The following is an 18543-nucleotide window of genomic DNA, read 5'->3' as shown; positions in this document are numbered from 1 at the left end:
CACCGTGAGGATCTCCCGTTGGTTCGCCGAGCACTGGGTGATGGGCGTGGCGCTGCTGGTGCTCGGCTACCTGTTCCTGCCGATCGCCGTGGTCGCCGCGCTGTCGTTCAACCGCCCCTCCAGCCGGCTGTCCTACGACTTCAACGAGTTCACCCTCGACAACTGGCGCAGCCCGTGCGCCACCTCCGACATGTGCGACGCGGTGCTGCGCAGTGTGCAGATCGGGTTCCTCGCCACCGTGGCGGCCACCGTGCTCGGCACGCTCATGGCGTTCGCCCTGGCCCGGCACCGGTTCCGGGGCCGGTCCGGGCTGAACGTGCTGATCTTTCTGCCGATGGCGACGCCGGAACTGGTGATGGGTACCTCGTTGCTCGCCCTCTTCGTCTCCGGTGGTGTGCCCCTCGGCTTCTGGACGATCGTCATCGCCCACGTCATGTTCTGCGTGTCGTTCGTGGTGGTGACGGTGAAGGCCCGGCTGAGCGGGATGGACCGGCGGCTGGAGGAAGCCGCGATGGACCTGTACGCCAGCGAGTGGCAGACGTTCCGGCGGATCACCCTGCCGCTGGTGCTGCCCGGCATCGTGGCCGCCGCACTGCTGGCGTTCTCGCTCAGCTTCGACGACTTCATCATCACGAACTTCAACTCGGGCACCACCGTCACGTTCCCGATGTACGTCTGGGGCGCCGCCCAACGGGGCATCCCACCGCAGGTCAACGTCATCGGCACAGCCATGTTCCTGGTCGCGTTGCTGCTGGTGCTGGCCACCTCGGTGCGCGGCCGGCGGGCCCGCCGGGCGACGATCGTGCCGGCTCCCGCCCAGGGGAACGGCCGGCCATGAGCCGGGCCCTGGCCGACGCGGCGCGGATGCCGTACTGGCTGGACCGACCGGACCGGCCCGCGCCGCTGCCGCCGCTGACCGGCGCGACGAGCGCCGACCTGCTGGTGATCGGCGGTGGCTACAGCGGGTTGTGGGCGGCGTTGCTGGCCCGGCGGGCCGATCCCGGGCGGGACGTGCTGCTGGTCGAGGCGGGTACCTGTGGCTGGGCCGCCTCCGGACGCAACGGCGGGTTCTGTGCCGCCTCACTGACCCACGGACTGGCCAACGGGGCCCGGCGGTTCCCCGACGAGATCGGTGAGCTGGAACGACTCGGTCGGGAGAACCTCGACGCGATCGAGGCGACGGTGGCCGAGTACGGCATCGACTGCGACTTCGAGCGCACCGGCGAACTGGCCGTCGCCGTCGAGCCGTACCAGCTCGCCGGGCTGGCCGAGGAGGTCGACCTGGCTCGCCGGTACGGGCACCAGGTGAGCCTGCTCGATGCCGACGAGGTACGCGCCGAGGTGAACTCGCCGACGTACCTCGGCGGGTTGTGGGACCGGGACCGGGTGGCCATGCTCGACCCCGCCCGGCTGGCCTGGGGTCTGCGTCGGGCCTGCCTGGCGGCGGGCGTACGGATCCACGAGCACACCCGGGTCGCCGGGCTCCGCCGGGACGGGGCCGCGCTGTTCGCGCGTACCGTCGGGGTCGAGGGGGTGCCCGGGGCGGTGCGGGCCGGGCGGGTGGTGCTGGCCACCAACGCCTTTCCGCCGCTGCTGCGCCGGCTGCGGGCCTGGACCGTGCCGGTGTACGACTACGCGCTGATGACCGAGCCGCTGAGCACCGAGCAGCGGAACGCCGTCGGCTGGCGTCACCGGCAGGGGTTGGCGGACAGCGGCAACCAGTTCCACTACTACCGGATCACCGCCGACAACCGGATCCTGTTCGGCGGCTACGACGCCGTCTACCACTACGGCAACCGGGTGGCGCCCGCACTGGAGCAGCGGGACGCCACCTTCACCACCCTCGCCGATCATTTCTTCAGCACCTTTCCGCAGCTCGACGGCGTGCGATTCAGTCACCGCTGGGGTGGGGTGATCGACACCTGCACCCGGTTCTGCCAGTTCTTCGGCACCGCGTACGACGGTCGGCTCGCCTACGCGGCCGGCTACACCGGGCTCGGTGTCGGCGCGACCCGGTTCGGTGCCCGGGTGATGCTCGACCTGCTCGACGGCGCGGACACCCCGCTGACCCGGCTCAACCTGGTCCGCGACCGGCCGCTGCCGTTCCCACCCGAACCGGCCCGCGCGGTGGGCATCGGGCTGACCCGTTGGTCCCTGGCCCGCGCCGACGCGCGGCAGGGGCGGCGCAACCTGTGGCTCCGTACGCTCGATCGGTTTGGTCTGGGGTTCGACTCGTGATGCGTATCCTGCTCGTCGGTGCTGGTGGCGTCGGCTCCGCGGTGGTCGCCATCGCGGCCCGGCGCGCGTTCTTCGAGACCATGGTGGTCGCCGACCACGATCCGGTCCGCGCCGCGCGGGCCGTCGCCGGCCACGACTCCCGCTTCGTCGCGGCGTCCGTCGACGCGGCCGACGCGGACGCGGTCGCCGCGCTGTGCCGGGAACACCGGATCACCCACGTGCTCAACGCGGTCGACCCGCGCTTCGTCATGCCGATCTTCGACGGGGCGTACGCGGCCGGCGCCGACTACCTCGACATGGCGATGTCGCTGTCCCGGCCGCATCCGGCCCGGCCCTACCAGGAGACCGGCGTCAAGCTCGGCGACGAGCAGTTCGCGGTGGCCGACAGGTGGGCGGCGGCCGGCCGGCTGGCGCTGTGCGGCATCGGCGTCGAACCGGGCCTGTCCGACGTCTTCGCCAGGTACGCCGCCGACGAACTGTTCGCCGAGATCGACGAGATCGGGGTACGCGACGGGGCCAACCTGTCCGTCGACGGCTACGACTTCGCCCCGTCCTTCTCCATCTGGACCACGATCGAGGAGTGCCTCAACCCGCCGGTGATCTGGGAGGCCGGGCGGGGCTGGTTCACCACCGAGCCGTTCAGCGAACCTGAGGTGTTCCACTTCCCGGCCGGCATCGGGCCGGTGGAGTGTGTGAACGTCGAGCACGAGGAGGTGCTGCTGATCCCGCGCTGGGTGCCGGCTCGACGGGTCACCTTCAAGTACGGGCTCGGCGACGAGTTCATCGAGGTGCTGAAGACGCTGCACCGGCTCGGCCTGTCCGGGACGTCACCGGTGCGGGTGGGCGGCGCGTCGGTGTCACCCCGGGACGTGGTGGCCGCCTGCCTGCCCGACCCGGCCACCCTCGGCGAGCGGATGCGTGGCAAGACCTGCGCCGGCACCTGGGTACGGGGCACCGGAGTCGACGGCCGACCACGCGAGGTCTACCTCTACCACGTGGTCGACAACGAATGGTCGATGCAGGAGTACGGCCACCAGGCGGTGGTCTGGCAGACCGCAGTCAACCCGGTCGTGGCACTGGAACTACTGGCCGGCGGCGCGTGGTCCGGTGTCGGCGTCCTCGGCCCGGAGGCGTTCCCCCCAAAACCCTTCCTCAACCTGCTGACCGCCCACAACTCCCCCTGGGGCCTCGAGGAACGCTGAGCTGTCGCGGCCCGATCTTCTCCGCGCGTCGGCTGCTCCGTCAGGGCTCGTCCTTTCGCAGGAGCGACGCTACCGATCGCGATGACAGTCAGCAGCCAGTTGTGCCGACGGCATGACAATCGATGCCGAGTCGCCGACGTGATGGTTACCTGACCAACGCATTCGGTGAGGGTGATCGACGTGCCAGGGGATAGCGCGGTGAGTACCGCCGACGAGACTCATGTATGTGACAACTCCGATCGCCTTTCCGGGCCAGCCGCAGCCTGCCCCACCGCCGAACTGGTTCAGCCGGCTCAGCCCTGGCCACCGGGTAACCCTGATCCTGGGTGGAGTGCTTATGTCGTTCGTGCTGCTCTGCTGCGCGGGCGGCACCTTCGTGGGTGCCCTCATCGACGAACCGGAACCGCTGCGCACCGGCACGGCCGCCGAGGAGTCCGCCCCGGCCATCGTCGCCACAGTGGCACCCGCGCCGGACACGTCCACTTCCGACGGTGCGGAGCCGGTACCGGCCACTTCCGGTGCACCAGTACCGGATGCCACAGGCACGCCGGCACCGGCGCCGACGTCTAACGGTGCGTCGGCGGTGAGCGAACTTTCTGAACCAAGCGACATCACCACGAGCCCTACCCCCGTTGTGCAGACGCGCAGCGAGGTCGAGAAGAAACCCATCCGGCACGGCACCCGCACCGTGCAGGACTCGTCGCTGGCCGAGGGAAAGCGGGTGGTCCGGACCCGAGGCGTGGATGGCATGCGCACCCTGACCTATCAGGTGACAGTGGTGGACGGGGTCCAGACGGACAAGGAGCTGGTCAACTCGGTCGTGACGAAGAAGCCGGTCACCGAAGTCGTCGCTGAGGGCACCAAACCGGCCTCCCGATGCGACCCCAACTACACCCCCTGCGTGCCGATCGCCAGCGATGTCGACTGTGCCGGCGGCAGCGGCAACGGACCCGCGTACGTGACTGGTCCGGTCAAGGTCATCGGCACGGACATCTACGACCTCGACCGCGACAACGACGGCTGGGGCTGCGACTAACCCACCCCACCGCCCCGGCCCCTCCCGCCCTCTCTGCGCGCCGATCATGCAGTTGTGGTTGTCGTTACATCACGTATAGCCCTTTTTGGGGGTGCCACAACTGCATGATCGGCGGGACCGATCGCTGGGGCTAGCAGAGACAGGTGGTGGGGTGGGGGTTTTCCACAGGACCTCTGGCTGTCCACAGGGGGCAGAAACCGGCTCGGTGTTGGAGCACAGTGCGGTGCTGTGGCGGACGTGTTTCGATACTCCGAGTTACTGGCGTCGGGTTGGAGCCGTGGGCGGGTCAGGTGCCGGGTTGAGGCGGGCGCGCTCGCTCGGTTGAGCCGAGGGGTGTACGGGCCGATGACCGACCCCGGACCGGATGAACGTCTCGCTGCGGTTTTTGACCGGCTGCCGAAGGGTTGCGCCCTGGGCTACCACAGCGGCGCGTCATTGCACGGGTTCGGCGACGCCCGCTCCGACGATCTGCACGTAATCGTGCCTGCCGGTCTGGTGGTGCCGCGATTGCGGGGGGTCGTGACGCACGAGTCCATCGTGCCGGTCCGGGACCCGATGTGGATCGGTGACGTCCCGTGTGCGCCCGCCTCCCGGTGCGCGATCGACCTTGCGCGGACGTTACGGCGGATGGACGCCCTGCCGGTGTTGGATCTGTGCCTACGGGTCGGTGCCTGCACCCTTGAAGGGCTGCGAGGTGAACTTGTCGCCCACCGAGCCTTGCGTGGTGTCCGGCAGGCGCGGCGCCTGGTCGATCTGGCCGACCCCCGCCCCGAGTGCCGCCAGGAGAGTCAGCTGAGACTGCTTCTCGTGGATGCCGGACTGCCGGTTCCCGAGCCGCAGTGCTGGGTGCACGACCGGGACGGCCTGGGGATCTACCGACTCGATCTGGCGTACCGCGAGTATCGGATAGGCATCGAGTACGACGGAGTTTCCCACCTTGACCCTGACCGTCTCCGGCAGGATCGGGCGCGGATGAACTGGCTGGCCGCCGAGGGCTGGCGGATGCGGCATTTCACTGCCCATGACCTCTACCGTCGCCCCACCCACATCGCCGCCACCATCCGTACCCTCCTCACCCGCTGACCCCCCGCCCAACCCCACTGGGCCTTCGCGCCGGGGCCTTTGCCCCGCCCACGCCGCCTGACCTTCGTCGATCATGCAGTTGTGGTACCTGCCATAAGTGGCTAATACGTACATAACGGGTGCCATAACTGCATGATCGCGGACCTGTGGGGCGAGGGGTGGGGGTGGGGGGTGGTTACGTGGAGTATTGGTGGGGCGGGCGCTTACGGAACCCTTAACTCGTGCCTGAGAACGTATGCCCGACAGCGAGAACCATGGGGGAGCGGAAGCGTGCGGGTGCTGGTGGCGGACGACGAGCGGTTGTTGGCGGACACCGTCGCCGAGGGGCTGCGTCGCCTCTCGATGGCGGTGGACGTCTGCTACGACGGTGACGGAGCGTTGGAGCGGGTAGGGGTGAACCGGTACGACGTCGCGGTGCTGGACCGGGACATGCCGGGGCAAACCGGGGACGAGGTGTGTCGCAGCCTCGCCGCGTCCGGCTCCGGTACCCGGGTGCTGCTGCTCACCGCCGCCGCCGGGATCCGGGACCGGGTGGAGGGTCTGGGGCTGGGTGCTGACGACTACCTGACCAAGCCGTTCGCCTTCGCCGAACTGGTCGCCCGGGTCCAGGCGTTGGGTCGGCGTTCCGCCCCGGCCGTCCCGCCGGTGCTGGCGGCGTACGGCGTCGTGCTGGATGTGGCTCGGCACTCGGTCACTCGGGACGGCCGGTCGGTCAGCCTGAGCCCGAAGGAGTTCGCGGTGCTGCACGTACTGCTGCGGGCCGAAGGCCGGGTGGTAAGCGCTGAGGAACTGCTGGAGCAGGCGTGGGACGAGTTCGCCGACCCGTTCACGAACGTGGTCCGGGTCACCGTGATGACGCTGCGGAAGAAGCTCGGTGAGCCGCAGGTCATCCACACCGTGCCCCGGGCCGGGTACCGCATCGGCGGTGCCGGATGACCCCGCGCCGACGTGTCGTGCTGGTCGGCGTACTCGCTCTGCTCGTCGGGTACGCCCTGCCTGGTCTGACCAAGTCGGTGCTCGGCGAGCTGTGGGTGGGTGCCAGCGGGCTGTGCCGGACCGGCCTGCCCGGTGTGGGATTCGTGTGCCAACCGGCGCGGGACTTCGCCGTCCTGGCCGTCCCGCTCACCGGGCTGGGCATCCTCGTGCTCTCGATCGCCGGGATCTGGGCCGCCGCGCTGTGGTGCCTGCGCCCGGTGCGGGATCTGGCCGGGCCGATCGCGCAGGTCGGACCACAGAATCTGGGTCACCGACTCCGGCCGCGCGGCAACGACGAGTTGGCCCGGCTGGCCCGGTCCATCGACGCGATGATGGAGCGCATCGCCGCGGGCTACGAGGGGCAGCGGCGGTTCGCCGCGAACGCCTCCCACGAACTGCGTACGCCGTTGGCGGTGCAGCGGACGCTCATCGAGGTCGGCATGGCCCGGTCGCTCAGCGGTGAACAACTGGAACTGCTGACCGGGCAACTGCTGGAGACAAACGAACGTAACGAGCGGCTCATCGAGGGGCTGCTCGCGCTCAGCGAGAGCGACCAGGGGCTACGTTCGCGTACGCCCCAGCGCCTCGACCAGATCGTCACCGGGGTGCTGGCCGCGTACCAGGACCGGATCACCGAGGCCGGGGTGACGGTGCAGAGCCACCTGGAGCCCCGAATGGTGACAGGTGAGCGGGTGCTGCTGGAACGCCTGGTGACGAACCTGGTGGAGAACGCGATCAAGTACAACCGGCCGGGCGGCACCCTCACCGTCACGGTCGGACACAACCCGACCCTGACCGTTGTCAACACGGGCCAGGTGGTGCCGGCGGAGGCGGTGGCAGGGCTCTTCGAGCCGTTCCGGCGCCTGGCCCGGGACCGGACGAACCAGAGCGGTGGCGCCGGCCTCGGCCTGGCCATCGCCCGCTCGATCACCCAGGCGCACGACGGCCTGATCGCCGCTCGACCGGCCGAGTACGGCGGGCTGCGGGTGGACGTCCAACTGCCCACCGCATCCTGACCCGGCCGCCCGGCCGGCATCGAACCACAGCCCAGAAATCGGGGCCGCACACCGCGGCAGCCCGACCTTCGGCGTGCCCGCCGGCCGACCCGGCGTGCCGGAAGCCAACTGGCCGGCGTGCACCGCGACGGAGAGGAGAGAGCATGACCACCCGGGAACAGGCCGCGGTCGATACGGCCGTCGGCCGGCCCACCCCCGGCGGCAGCACCGCCCCGGGCTCGGCCGGCACCGCCCCGGGCTCGGCCGGCACCGCCCCGGGCTCGGCCGGCACCGCCCCGGGCTCGGCCGGCACCGCCCCGGGCTCGGCCGGCACCGCCCCGGGCTCGGCCGCCATGGAGTCGGGCTCGGCCGGCACCGGGTCGGCTTCGGTCGGCGCCAGGCTGGCCTGGGCTGATGTCGCGAAGGGCGGCTGCATCCTGCTGGTCCTGCTCTGGCATGTGATCGTCAAGGACTACCTACAGATCGACTGGCGGCTCGACGTGCCGGTGCCGGGTGCCTGGGGAACCTTCGGCGAACTGCTGCTACCGATGCGGATGCCGCTGTTCTTCACCATCTCCGGCATGTTCGCGGCGACCGCCGTGCAGCGGCCCTGGCGGTCGGTCGCCCGGCCCCGAGCCGCCCGCTTCCTCTACCTGTACGGCGTCTGGCTGATGATCCACACTGCCGTGCTGGCCCTCGCCCCGGACTTCCCGACCGACCGGGCGCGCGACCTCGGTGACCTGCTGACACAGCTGACGGTCACCCCGTCCAACCTCTGGTACCTGTACGCGCTGGCGCTGTACTTCGTGCTGGCCAAGGCGCTGCGACGGGTTCACCCCGCAGTGCTGCTGGTCGCCGCCGGGACGTTGAGTGCGGTCGCCGCGGCGGGGCTTGTCGACACTCCGGGCAACCGGGCCGGTCTCTACCAGAACCTGGTGTTCTTCCTGGCCGGGCTGCACCTGCGCGGGTACGTCCGGCAGTGGGCCGACGCGGTCACCGGCCGCCGGCTGCTGCTGGCCGCAGGGGCGTACGCCGCCGCGCTGGTCGCCGTGGCGGCGACCGGCACCGCTCGACTGCCCGGCGTGGCGCCGCTGGTCTCCGTCCTCGCGATTCTGTTCGGCGTCGCCGTTGCCGTCCGACTGGCCCGGTGGCCTGCGGTCGGGGAGCCGCTCGCCGCCCTCGGCCGCCAGACCCTGCCGATCTACGTCATCCACATGCCGGTGCTGGCGCTGCTGCATCTCCTGGTCGCCGATCCGATCGCCGGCCTGGACGACTCCGCCCGGTTGGCGCTTGCCCTGGGTTTCCCGTTCTCGGTCACCGTCGCCGTGCTGGCGCTCAGCCTCGGCCTGCACCGGCTGCTGCTGGCGGCCCGCGCGACGTGGCTGTTCGACCTGCCCGGCCGGGGCCTCCACCTGCCCGACCCAGCCGACGTCACTCCCAGCCCGCCCGCGCCGAAACCGCCCGCGCCGAAACCGCCCGCGCCCGAGCCGCCGGCGTCGAGCAGCTCGGAACCGCCCGCGCCGAGAGTGCCGAGTGGGTCGGAAAACCCGTGCCGACGGCACCTCACTGATCGACCGCAGAGGAGAGGACATGTCTCACACTGATCCGTCCGGAGCCGTCCCGGCTTCGATCGACGTGCCGGAGGCGGCCAACTGGCTCGCCGGCCGGGTGCTGCGTACCCCGGTGCTGCGGGTCCCCGCCATCGACCGGCTGGCCGGTGCCCGGGTGCTGCTGAAGGCGGAGAACCTGCAGGCCGGGGGCTCGTACAAGATGCGCGGCGGGTTGTTCGCGGTGGGCCGGCTGGCCACGGCCGGGCACGCCGGGGTGGTCGCGCAGAGCACCGGCAACCACGCGGTGGCGGTGGCGCTCGCGGCCCGGCGGTTCGAGTTGGCCGCCACGGTGGTGCTTCCGGTCGACGCGGCACCGACGAAGGTGGCCCGGGCCCGTGCGGCGGGAGCGCGGGTGGTGTTCGCCGGCACGACCGTCGAGGAACGGTTGGCCGTGGCCCGCCGGGTGAGCGACGAAAGCGGTCACCCGGTCGTGGACGCGTACGACCATCCGGACGTCATCGCCGGGCAGGGCAGCGCCAGCCTCGAACTGATCGAGGAGGCCGAGCGGGCCGGCACCCCGCTGGATGCCCTCGTGCTGCCGGTGGGCGGTGGCGGCGGCGTGGCCGGTGCCTGCCTGGCCGCGACCGGCCGGCCGATCGAGGTGTACGGCGTGGAGCCGCACGGCTGCGACTCGCTGGCCCGCAGCCTGGCCGCCGGTCGCCCGGTTCCGGTCACGCCGGCACCGACGATCGCCGACGGACTACGTCCGTCCTGTGTGGGTGAGCTGCCGTTCGCCGTCCTACGCGACCGTTTGCGCGGGGTGGTGCGGGTGGACGACGACGAGATCGCCGAGGCGTTCCGGCTGCTCCTGCTGGAGCTGAAGGTACTTGTCGAACCGTCGGGCGCGGCCGGCCTGGCCGGCGCGTTACGGCTCGCCGCCGACGGAACGCTGCGGTCGCTCGGCGATGACGGGGCGCTGTGGGCGTCTGCCGCCGAGCGGTTGCCGGTGGCGGCTGCCGGTGGGCATCGGCTGCGCACGGTCGGCGTGGTGCTGACCGGCGGAAACGTGGAGGCGGACCTGGTCGCCCGGCTGGCGGCGACCGCCCGACTTGAGGAAGAGGTGGCAGTGGCATGAGCAAGTTGATCATCGGAGTGTCGGGCCTGGGTTGCCGGCCGGGTGGCGAGCGAAGCGAGGCGACGGCATGAGTGCACCAGTGCGGATCGGAATTCTGTTCGGCGGCCCGTCGGCGGAGCACGACGTTTCCTGCGCCTCTGCGCTCGGGGTGGCGCGCGCGCTGGCCGGCGGTGGGTACCGCATCGTCGCCATCGGGGTCACCCGGGGTGGTGAGAAGCGGCTGGTTCCGGACGCGGCGCTGGCCGGGTTTCTCGCCGGTACGGCGGCCGAGCGGGCCATCGACGACAGGTTGACGGTGATCGGTCCGGCCGTGGAACTGCGGGCCGGGCCGCGCCCGGGTACGGCCGTGGTGACCGCGATGGACGCGCCCGGCGCGGTGCACGCCGAACTGGACGTGGTCTTCCCGGTGCTGCACGGCCCGTTCGGGGAGGACGGGGTGGTGCAGGGACTGCTCGAATCCCTGGGCGTGCCGTACGTCGGGTGCGGCATCCTGGCCTCCGCCGTCGGGATGGACAAGGTGGCGATGAAGCGGGCGTTGCGTGCCGAGGGGGTGCCGATCACCCCGCACGTCTCCTTCGACGCGACCACCTACCGGACCACCGAGGATCCGGAGAAGCTGGTGTTGGGGCTGCGCCGTCCGCTGTTCGTCAAGCCGGCCCGGATGGGTTCCTCGATCGGGATCTCCCGGGTTGCCGAGGGTGACGACCTGGGGGCGGCGGTCGAGGAGGCGCTGCGACACGACACGGTGGTCGTGGTGGAGCAGGGGGTGAACGGCCGGGAACTGGAGTGCGGGGTGCTCGGCGGTACCCGCCCGGACGCTTCAGCGGTCGGCGAGGTGCGGGTCAGCGGCGGCTGGTTCGACTACCGCCAGAAGTACTTCGGCGACAGCGATCCGATGGTCGTCCCGGCCCCGCTACCCCGGGAGGTGACCGAGCGGATCCGGGAGCTGTCGGTGCGGGCGTTCGCCGCGATCGGTGGCTGGGGGCTGGCCCGGGTCGACTTCCTCTACGACGAGGTGGCCGGCGAGTTGTACGTCAACGAGTTGAACACCATGCCCGGTTTCACCGCCCACTCGATGTACCCGAAGGTGTGGGCGGCGGCCGGCGTCGACTACCGGGAGATCCTGGACCGCCTCGTCGCACTGGCGTTCGCCCGGCACGCGGAGCGGCCCGGCGGGGAAGGTGTGCGGTGATCCTGCTCTGCGATCCACGGGTCGCGGCGGTGCCCGGTGCCGACGACGGTGCACCGCTTCTCGACCTGCGCGAGATCCCCGAGCTGCGGTTGGACGAGCGGGCGGCCGACCCGGCCGGCGCGTACGCCCGGTTGCGCAAACCTGTGGTGGACCGGCTGCTGGCGGCGCAGCGCGCGTTGCCTGACGGGTTGCGCCTGCTTGTCGTCGAGGGGTACCGGCCCTACCAGGCGCAGCTGGACATCTTCACCGGCTACCGGGAGGAACTGCGGCGGGCCCACCCGGACTGGTCGCCGGAGCGGCTGTACCGGGAGACCACCAAGTTCGTCTCGCCGGTGGAGGTGGCGCCGCACAGCACCGGTGGTGCGGTGGACCTGACACTGTGCACAGTGGACGGGATCGAGCTGGACATGGGCACCCCGGTCGACGCCACCCCGGAGGCGAGCGGCAACGCCTGCTTCACCGCCGCGTCGTCGATAGGTGCCGAGGCCCGCCGGCATCGGCAGATCATGGCGGGGGCGCTGCGCGGTGCCGGCCTGGTGAACTACCCGACCGAGTGGTGGCACTGGTCGTACGGGGACCGCTACTGGGCGTTGTTGACGGGCGCGTCGAACACCCGTTACGGGCCGGTATGACCGGCGCTGTCGCCGGTTCACTCGAAGGCTTGTTTCGATAAGTGTCACGTAGATGAACTGGAAAGCGCTCCCACGCCGTACCAGCCCCCGAACACAAGGGTGTGAGGACGGGAGGAACAGGTGAAGCTGCAGCGGAAGCACGTGCTGGCGGCGGGGGTGGCGGTGGTCGCCGCGGCGACGGTGGCGGTGGGCACCGGACTGGGGTTCGCTGACAGCGCACCGACCCGACAGAGCGCCTGCTCGGGATCGATCACGTTCTCGGCCGACGGCGGCGGACCGGCCGCCACCAGCAACCAGTTTCCCGTCGGTACCCGACTGCGGGTGACGAACCTGGACAACGACAAGGTGGCGGAGGTGACAGTCGTCGGTCCGTCGGGCAGTTGCGTGCTGCTCAACACCGCCGCCATGGAACTCGTCCGCGAACCGGGCAAGAACGTGATCCGGCGCAACGTGGTCGAGCGGATCGGCGACGCCGCCGCGCAGCCGGACGCGGGACAGCCGGACGTGATCGGCGACCGGCCCGGCTCGGCCTCACCGCCGGCGGCCCGCCCGGTCACCGGCTCGGCCTGCCAGGGTGCGATCACCTTCTTCGACGAGGCCGCCGGGCCGGCTGCGACAAGCGACCGCTTCCCGGTCGGTACCCGGTTGCGGGTGACGAACCTGGACAACAACAAGGCGACGACCGTCACCATCACCGGCCCCTCGGGCAGTTGCGTGCTGCTGAACTCCGCCGCGATGGAGCAGATCCGGGAGCCGGGCAAGAACCTGGTGCGCAACAACACCGTCGAGCTGCTGCGCTGAGGTCTGCGACGGCTTGAGGCCGGGTGGCTGCCGCGCGGTGCGGACGCGGCAACCACCCGGCCGGTCGGTCACCCGAAGGCGGCGTCGAGGATGTCCAGGCCGCGGGCGAGTTCGTCGTCGGAGATGACGAGTGGTGGCAGGAAGCGCAGCACGTTGCCGTACGTGCCGCAGGTGAGGGTGAGCAGGCCGGCGGCGTGGCAGGCCGCCGAGACCGCTGCCGTGGCGCTCGGATCGGGGGTCAGGGTGCCCGGCGTGACGATCTCCACGGCGAGCATCGCGCCGCGCCCGCGTACCTCGGCGATGCGCGGGTCGCGGGCGGCGACGGCGCGCAGCCGATCAGCAAGCACCGTCCCGATCCGCCGGGCCGCGCCGGCCAGGTCCAGCTCCCGCATCGTCTCGATGGTGGCCAGGGCGGCGGCGCAGGCGATCGGATTGCCGCCGTAGGTGCCGCCGAGCCCGCCGACGTGCACCGCGTCCATCAGCTCCGCCCGGCCGGTGACCGCGGCCAGCGGCAGCCCACCGGCCATGCCCTTGGCCAGGGTCACCAGGTCCGGTTCGACGCCCTCGTGCTGGCAGGCGAACCAGTCGCCGGTGCGGCAGAACCCGGTCTGGATCTCGTCGGCGACGAAGACCGCTCCGGCCGCCGTCGCCCACGCGCGCAGCGCCGGCAGAAAACCCTTCGCCGGTACGACGAAACCGCCCTCGCCCTGGATCGGCTCGATCAGCAACGCGGCGACGTTCTCCGCCCCGACCTGCTTCTCGATGGTCTCGATGGCGCGGGCCGCCGCCGTGGCGCCGTCCAGACCACCGTCGCGCAACGGGTACGACATCGGCACCCGGTAGACCTCGCCGGCGAACGGCCCGAACCGGTGCTTGTACGGCATGTTCTTGGCGGTCAACGCCATCGTCAGGTTGGTCCGCCCGTGGTACGCGTGGTCGAACACCACCACCGCCGGCCGTCCGGTGGCGTGCCGGGCGACCTTCACCGCGTTCTCCACCGCCTCGGCGCCCGAGTTGAACAGCGCCGAACGCTTCTCGAACCCACCCGGGGTCAGCGCGTTCAGCTGCTCGCAGACCGCCACGTACGACTCGTACGGCGCGACCATGAAGCAGGTGTGGGTGAACCGTTCGACCTGCGCCCGAACGGCCTCGACCACCCGCGGCGCGGAGTTGCCGACGTTCGTGACGGCGATGCCGGCGGCGAAGTCGATCCACCGGCGGCCGTCGACGTCGGTGAGCGTGCCACCCGACGCGGAGTCCACGTAGGAGCTGATGACGCTGCCGACGCCCCGGGCGACGGCGGCACCCCGCCGCTTGTGCAGTTCTTCCGAGGAGGTCATCGGGGTCAGCCCTCGATGTTGTGCATGACGTGCTTGATGCGGGTGTAGTCCTCCAGGCTGTAGACGGAGAGGTCCTTGCCGTGGCCGGAGTGCTTGAAGCCGCCGTGCGGCATCTCGGAGATGAACGGGATGTGGGTGTTCACCCAGACGCAGCCGAAGTCGAGCCGTCGGGTCATCCGCATCGCCCGGCCGTGGTCGCGGGTCCAGACCGAGGCGGACAGGCCGTAGTCGACGCCGTTGGCCCAGCGGACCGCCTCGTCCTCGTCGGAGAACCGCTGCACGGTGATGACCGGCCCGAACACCTCGTCCTGGATGATCTCGTCGTCCTGCCGTACGTCGGAGACGACTGTCGGCGCGTAGAAGTAGCCGCGCTCGCCGACCTGGGCGCCCCCGGTCCGCACCGTCGCGTGGTCCGGCAGGCGGTCCAGGAAGCCACGTACCCGGGCCAACTGGTTGGCGTTGTTGAGCGGACCGTAGAGAACGCCCTCGTCGTCCGGCGCGCCGGTCCTCGTGTTGCGGGCCTGCTCGGTGAGGGCGGCCACGAAGTCTTCATGCACGCCGGGGCCGGTGAGCACCCGGGTGGCCGCGGTGCAGTCCTGGCCGGCGTTGAAGTAGCCACCTACCGCGATGGCCTCGGCCGCCGCGGCGATGTCCGCGTCGTCGAAGATCACAACCGGGGCCTTGCCGCCCAGTTCCAGGTGGGTCCGCTTGAGGTCGGGTGCGGCGGCGGCGGCGACCTCCATGCCGGCCCGGGTCGAGCCGGTGATGGAGACCAGTTGCGGGGTGGGGTGCGCGACCAGGGCGCGTCCGGTGTCCCGGTCGCCGCAGACCACGTTGAACACGCCCGGCGGCAGGTACTCGGCGGCGATCTCGGCGAGCAGCAGCGTCGACACCGGAGTGGTGTCGGACGGCTTGAGGACCACCGTGTTGCCGGCCGCCAGCGCGGGAGCGATCTTCCAGACCGCCATCATCAGCGGATAGTTCCAGGGCGTGACCTGGGCGCAGACCCCGATCGGCTCGCGCCGTACGTACGAGGTGTGCCCGGCCAGGTACTCGCCGGCCGAGCGGCCCTCCAGCAGGCGGGCGGCCCCGGCGAAGAAGCGGAACTCGTCCACCGCCGGCGGCAGTTCCTCGTCGGCGGTGAGCTGGCGTGGCTTGCCGGTGTTGCGTACCTCCGCGTCGACCAGGTCGGCGGCCCGGGCCTCGACCGCGTCGGCGAGCTTGAGCAGCGCCCGCTGCCGCTCGGCCGGGGTGCTGTCCCGCCAGCCGTCGAAGGCGGTGGCGGCGGCCCGCATCGCCGCGTCCACGTCGGCGGTGCCGGAGACCGGCGTCTGGGCGAAGACCTCCCCGGTGCACGGGTCGATCAGGTCGGCGTAGCCGCCGTCGACCGGCTCGACGTACTCGCCGTTGACGAAGTTGCGCAGCCTCTGCTTGTCACTCATGACTGGATCACTCCGAGGGGTCCGGGGGTCTCGCTGCGGCGGTTATCGCAATCTTGCTGCCATCTTCGCTACTGAATTCGCGGCAGACAAGGGTTAAGGCGACTGTTTCCGTGGACGAGGCGGTCGTCTAGGCTGCGCACGTGGAGCCCGCAGCGTTCTTCGTCGCCGGTCGGCCCGTCCACGGTGCCGACGAGGTGACAGTGCACCACCCCTACGACTGTCACCCGGTCGGGCGTACCACTGTCGCCACCGCCGACCAGGTCGAGGCAGCAGTGGCGGCGGCGGCCGAGGTGGCCGCGACCGCCGCCGCGCTGCCCGCGTACGTCCGCGCGGCGGCCCTGGACCACGTCTCACGCCGCCTCGCCGAGCGGGCCGAGGAGGTCGCTCAGCTGATCACCGCCGAGAACGGCAAGCCGGTCAAGTGGTCGCGGGCCGAGGTGAGCCGGGCCAGCTCGACATTTCGGTGGGCGGCCGAGGAGGCCCGTCGGTTCTCCGGTGAGCTGCAACGGCTCGACACCGACCCGGCCGCCACCGGTCGCATCGCGCTGGTCCGCCGGGTGCCCAAGGGGCCGGTGCTCGGCATCACGCCGTTCAACTTCCCGTTGAACCTGGTGGCGCACAAGGTCGCCCCGGCGATCGCGGTCGGTGCGCCGATCATCGTCAAGCCGGCACCGGCCACCCCGCTGTCCGCGCTGCTGCTGGGGGAGATCCTGGCCGAGACGGAACTGCCGGAGGGCATGTTCTCGATACTGCCGCTGCCCAACGAACGCGCCGCCGAGCTGGTCACCGACCCCCGACTGCCGGTCGTCTCATTCACCGGCTCCGGACCGGTAGGCGCGGCGATCCGCCGCTCCGTTCCGGACAAACACGTGACCCTGGAGCTGGGCGGCAACGCGGCGGTGCTGATCTGTCAGGACTGGGCCGAGGACGAGGACCTCACCTTCGCGGCGCAGCGCGTCGCCACCTTCGCCAACTACCAGGCCGGCCAGTCCTGCATCGCCGTGCAGCGGGTCTACGTGCACGAATGGCTCTACGACGGCTTCCTGCCCCGACTGGTCGCGGCGGTGCGCGAGCTGCGTACCGGAGACCCGACCGACCCGCTCACCGACGTCGGCCCGCTGGTGTCCGAGGCCGCGGCCCGTCGGGTGGAGGCGTGGGTGGACGAGGCGGTGACGGCCGGCGCGACAATCGAGACCGGCGGCCGGCGTGACGGCGCGACCTACCCGCCCACAGTCCTCAGTGGAGTGCCCCGGGACACTAAGGTCCACGCGGAGGAGGTCTTCGGCCCGGTGCTCGTGGTGGACCGGGTGGTCGACGACGCCGCCGGCTTCGCGGCGGTGAACGACTCGGTGTACGGGTTGCAGGCCGGCGTCTTCACCCGCCGCCTCGACGTCGCGTTCGCCGCGGCGCGCACCCTCCAGGTCGGCGGAGTGATCGTCGGTGACGTGCCCTCCTACCGCGCCGACCAGATGCCGTACGGCGGTGTGAAGGGCAGCGGGGTGGGTCGCGAGGGACTGCGCAGCGCCATGGACGACTACACCGAGCCCCGCGTCACGGTCCTGACCGGTGTGCGGCTCTGACCGTCGGCGTCACCAGCCGCCGTCGTCGCGTACCCGGGCCGGGGCGCGGCCGAGCAGCAGGGTGGTGAGCGCGGTGTCGATGTTGCCCCCGAGGAACCACTCACCCGCCTGGTCCAGCGCGAAGATCCGGCCCTGCTCGTCGACCGCGACGATGCTCTGCCCGCCCTCGGTGCCGAGCGGGAACAGCCGGGCGCCGATCACCGCCGCGAAGTCGCCGAGCAGGTCGGCGGTCTGGGCGAGCTGGCGCGGGTTGATGTCGAACCGTGAGATCCACACCTGCTCGCCGGGGCCACGTCGCAGGCTGAGCAGTCGCGGGAACGCGGTGAGCGTGGCGATCGCGGCGGGGAACGGGGCGTGCGCGTACGTCCTGCCACCAACCGTACCGACGCCGTGAACCGTCGCCGTCGCCACCGCTGCGTCGCTGGCCTGCGGTCGCCAGCCGGCGGCGACAAGCGCCCGCGCCACCTCCGGGGGAAACCGGCCGGGGGCCGGATCGGGAGCTGGTTCCGGAAACCAGGGCTCGGTGTGGGCCCGTTCGGCGCGGGGCAGGACGTTGAACTCCACGAGCATGGTCAGGCACGAGTCACAGGGCCGGTCGGCCGGTCCGCCGTGTCGATCGCCCGGGTCGCGGACCCGGGACACCTCGATGCGGGCGGAACTCAGCAGGTCCCTGGCATCGCCCAGGCTCATGGTGGCGATGCCTTCGGCGGTGCGGCGACGGTCGTACTCGTGCAGGACATCGGAGACCACCACGACCTCCGCGTGCCGCTCTCCGCCCCGGACCAGCCGGCCGGCTGGCAGCACGTCGAGGTACGCGCGGACCAGCGGGTGATGGTTGAGCACCACGTCGCCCTTGGCGCCCTGGGCGGTGAAGATCCGCCCTTCGACGGTGAGGCGCGCGGTGGTGGTCGGTGCGGGCAGCCGGTGGATCTCCCGCAGCAGCTGACCGGCCGGGTCCACGGTGCGCTGGGTCGGCGGGACAGCGACCCGGCTGCGGCGGTAGAGGCGTGCCACCACGTCCGGCGGCACCCTCGGCCAGGTGCTCACCTCGCCGGTCCGCTTGTCGACCACTGTCGAGGGCAGATCACCGGGAAGCGCACCGACATGTGTGGACGGGGTGGAGATGATGACGTAACCGAGGTCGAACTCGGCGACCACCGGCCGGCACTCGCGCCCCAGGCGCAGCGAATCGCGACGTGCCCACACCGCTGCGAGCTGCTCGGCCTGGTCGCGGTCAATCACACCCGGAACCTATCGGACTACGTCGTTTCGTGGCGCTGCGTGCGGTCGACCCTACCGAACGTGAGACGAGCGGTAGTTCTGCCGCGCCGAACGGCGCGGA

The 18543-nt window shown here is 71.3% G+C and carries 16 protein-coding genes; 13 read left to right on the top strand and 3 right to left on the bottom strand.

The window, feature by feature from the left end; translation table 11 throughout:
• The first annotated feature begins 4 nt into the window (after positions 1-4).
• The 12 genes from CLT74_RS17370 to CLT74_RS17315 all read left to right on the top strand — a co-directional run bounded on the left by CLT74_RS17370 (position 5) and on the right by CLT74_RS17315 (position 12839).
• Positions 5-838, top strand: a complete 834-nt coding sequence (locus CLT74_RS17370; RefSeq protein ID WP_486582380.1) for an ABC transporter permease — start codon at positions 5-7, stop codon at positions 836-838.
• Positions 835-2238, top strand: a complete 1404-nt coding sequence (locus CLT74_RS17365) for an FAD-dependent oxidoreductase (protein WP_099847474.1) — start codon at positions 835-837, stop codon at positions 2236-2238. Before CLT74_RS17370 ends, CLT74_RS17365 begins: the two co-directional genes overlap by 4 nt.
• Positions 2238-3440, top strand: coding sequence for a saccharopine dehydrogenase C-terminal domain-containing protein (locus CLT74_RS17360; RefSeq protein ID WP_099847473.1), 1203 nt, complete (start codon positions 2238-2240; stop codon positions 3438-3440). The genes CLT74_RS17365 and CLT74_RS17360 overlap by 1 nt, the downstream gene beginning before the upstream one ends.
• A 226-nt stretch (positions 3441-3666) precedes the next feature.
• A complete protein-coding gene (locus CLT74_RS17355; protein ID WP_486582378.1) occupies positions 3667-4476 on the top strand; it encodes a G5 domain-containing protein in 810 nt (269 codons plus the stop codon).
• Positions 4477-4704: 228 nt separating this feature from the next.
• Positions 4705-5559 (top strand): type IV toxin-antitoxin system AbiEi family antitoxin domain-containing protein, encoded by an 855-nt coding sequence (locus tag CLT74_RS17350; RefSeq protein WP_486582376.1) that lies wholly within the window; start codon positions 4705-4707, stop codon positions 5557-5559.
• A gap of 270 nt (positions 5560-5829) precedes the next feature.
• Positions 5830-6495, top strand: a complete 666-nt coding sequence (locus tag CLT74_RS17345) for a response regulator transcription factor (protein WP_099847471.1) — start codon at positions 5830-5832, stop codon at positions 6493-6495.
• Positions 6492-7550 (top strand): sensor histidine kinase, encoded by a 1059-nt coding sequence (locus tag CLT74_RS17340; RefSeq protein WP_099847470.1) that lies wholly within the window; start codon positions 6492-6494, stop codon positions 7548-7550. Before CLT74_RS17345 ends, CLT74_RS17340 begins: the two co-directional genes overlap by 4 nt.
• A gap of 143 nt (positions 7551-7693) precedes the next feature.
• Positions 7694-9133 carry an acyltransferase family protein gene (locus CLT74_RS17335; RefSeq protein ID WP_486582373.1) on the top strand — a complete coding sequence of 480 codons (1440 nt, stop codon included), beginning with the start codon at positions 7694-7696 and terminating at the stop codon, positions 9131-9133.
• On the top strand, positions 9120-10214 hold the full coding sequence (locus CLT74_RS17330; protein ID WP_099847469.1) for a pyridoxal-phosphate dependent enzyme: 1095 nt from the start codon (positions 9120-9122) through the stop codon (positions 10212-10214). The genes CLT74_RS17335 and CLT74_RS17330 overlap by 14 nt, the downstream gene beginning before the upstream one ends.
• Before the next feature lie 67 nt (positions 10215-10281).
• Positions 10282-11406: a D-alanine--D-alanine ligase family protein gene (locus CLT74_RS17325; protein ID WP_099847468.1), complete on the top strand. Its 1125-nt coding sequence runs from the start codon at positions 10282-10284 to the stop codon at positions 11404-11406.
• Positions 11403-12038: a M15 family metallopeptidase gene (locus tag CLT74_RS17320; RefSeq protein WP_099847467.1), complete on the top strand. Its 636-nt coding sequence runs from the start codon at positions 11403-11405 to the stop codon at positions 12036-12038. The genes CLT74_RS17325 and CLT74_RS17320 overlap by 4 nt, the downstream gene beginning before the upstream one ends.
• Positions 12039-12158: 120 nt before the next feature.
• Complete coding sequence (locus tag CLT74_RS17315) at positions 12159-12839, top strand: hypothetical protein (protein ID WP_099847466.1); 681 nt, start codon at positions 12159-12161, stop codon at positions 12837-12839.
• Between the two features lie 68 nt (positions 12840-12907).
• On the opposite strand, the gene gabT is transcribed toward CLT74_RS17315, so the two are convergent.
• Together gabT and CLT74_RS17305 are read right to left on the bottom strand one after the other, a co-directional pair.
• Positions 12908-14179, bottom strand: coding sequence for a 4-aminobutyrate--2-oxoglutarate transaminase (gene gabT / locus CLT74_RS17310; protein ID WP_099847465.1), 1272 nt, complete (start codon positions 14177-14179; stop codon positions 12908-12910).
• Positions 14180-14184: 5 nt separating this feature from the next.
• A complete protein-coding gene (locus tag CLT74_RS17305) occupies positions 14185-15621 on the bottom strand; it encodes a gamma-aminobutyraldehyde dehydrogenase (protein WP_099847464.1) in 1437 nt (478 codons plus the stop codon).
• Between the two features lie 140 nt (positions 15622-15761).
• On the opposite strand from CLT74_RS17305, the gene CLT74_RS17300 reads away from it, so the two are divergent.
• Positions 15762-17201: an aldehyde dehydrogenase family protein gene (locus CLT74_RS17300; RefSeq protein WP_099847463.1), complete on the top strand. Its 1440-nt coding sequence runs from the start codon at positions 15762-15764 to the stop codon at positions 17199-17201.
• 9 nt (positions 17202-17210) lie between these two features.
• Here CLT74_RS17300 and CLT74_RS17295 read toward each other — a convergent pair whose 3' ends face one another.
• Entirely contained in the window at positions 17211-18443 is a 1233-nt protein-coding gene (locus CLT74_RS17295; RefSeq protein WP_099847462.1) for an SUKH-3 domain-containing protein, read from the bottom strand.
• Between the last annotated feature and the right edge of the window lie 100 nt (positions 18444-18543).

Source organism: Verrucosispora sp. CNZ293 (genome assembly GCF_002754655.1).
The sequence above is the reverse complement of the archived record's forward strand: the minus strand, read 5'-3'. Positions and strand labels throughout refer to the sequence as shown.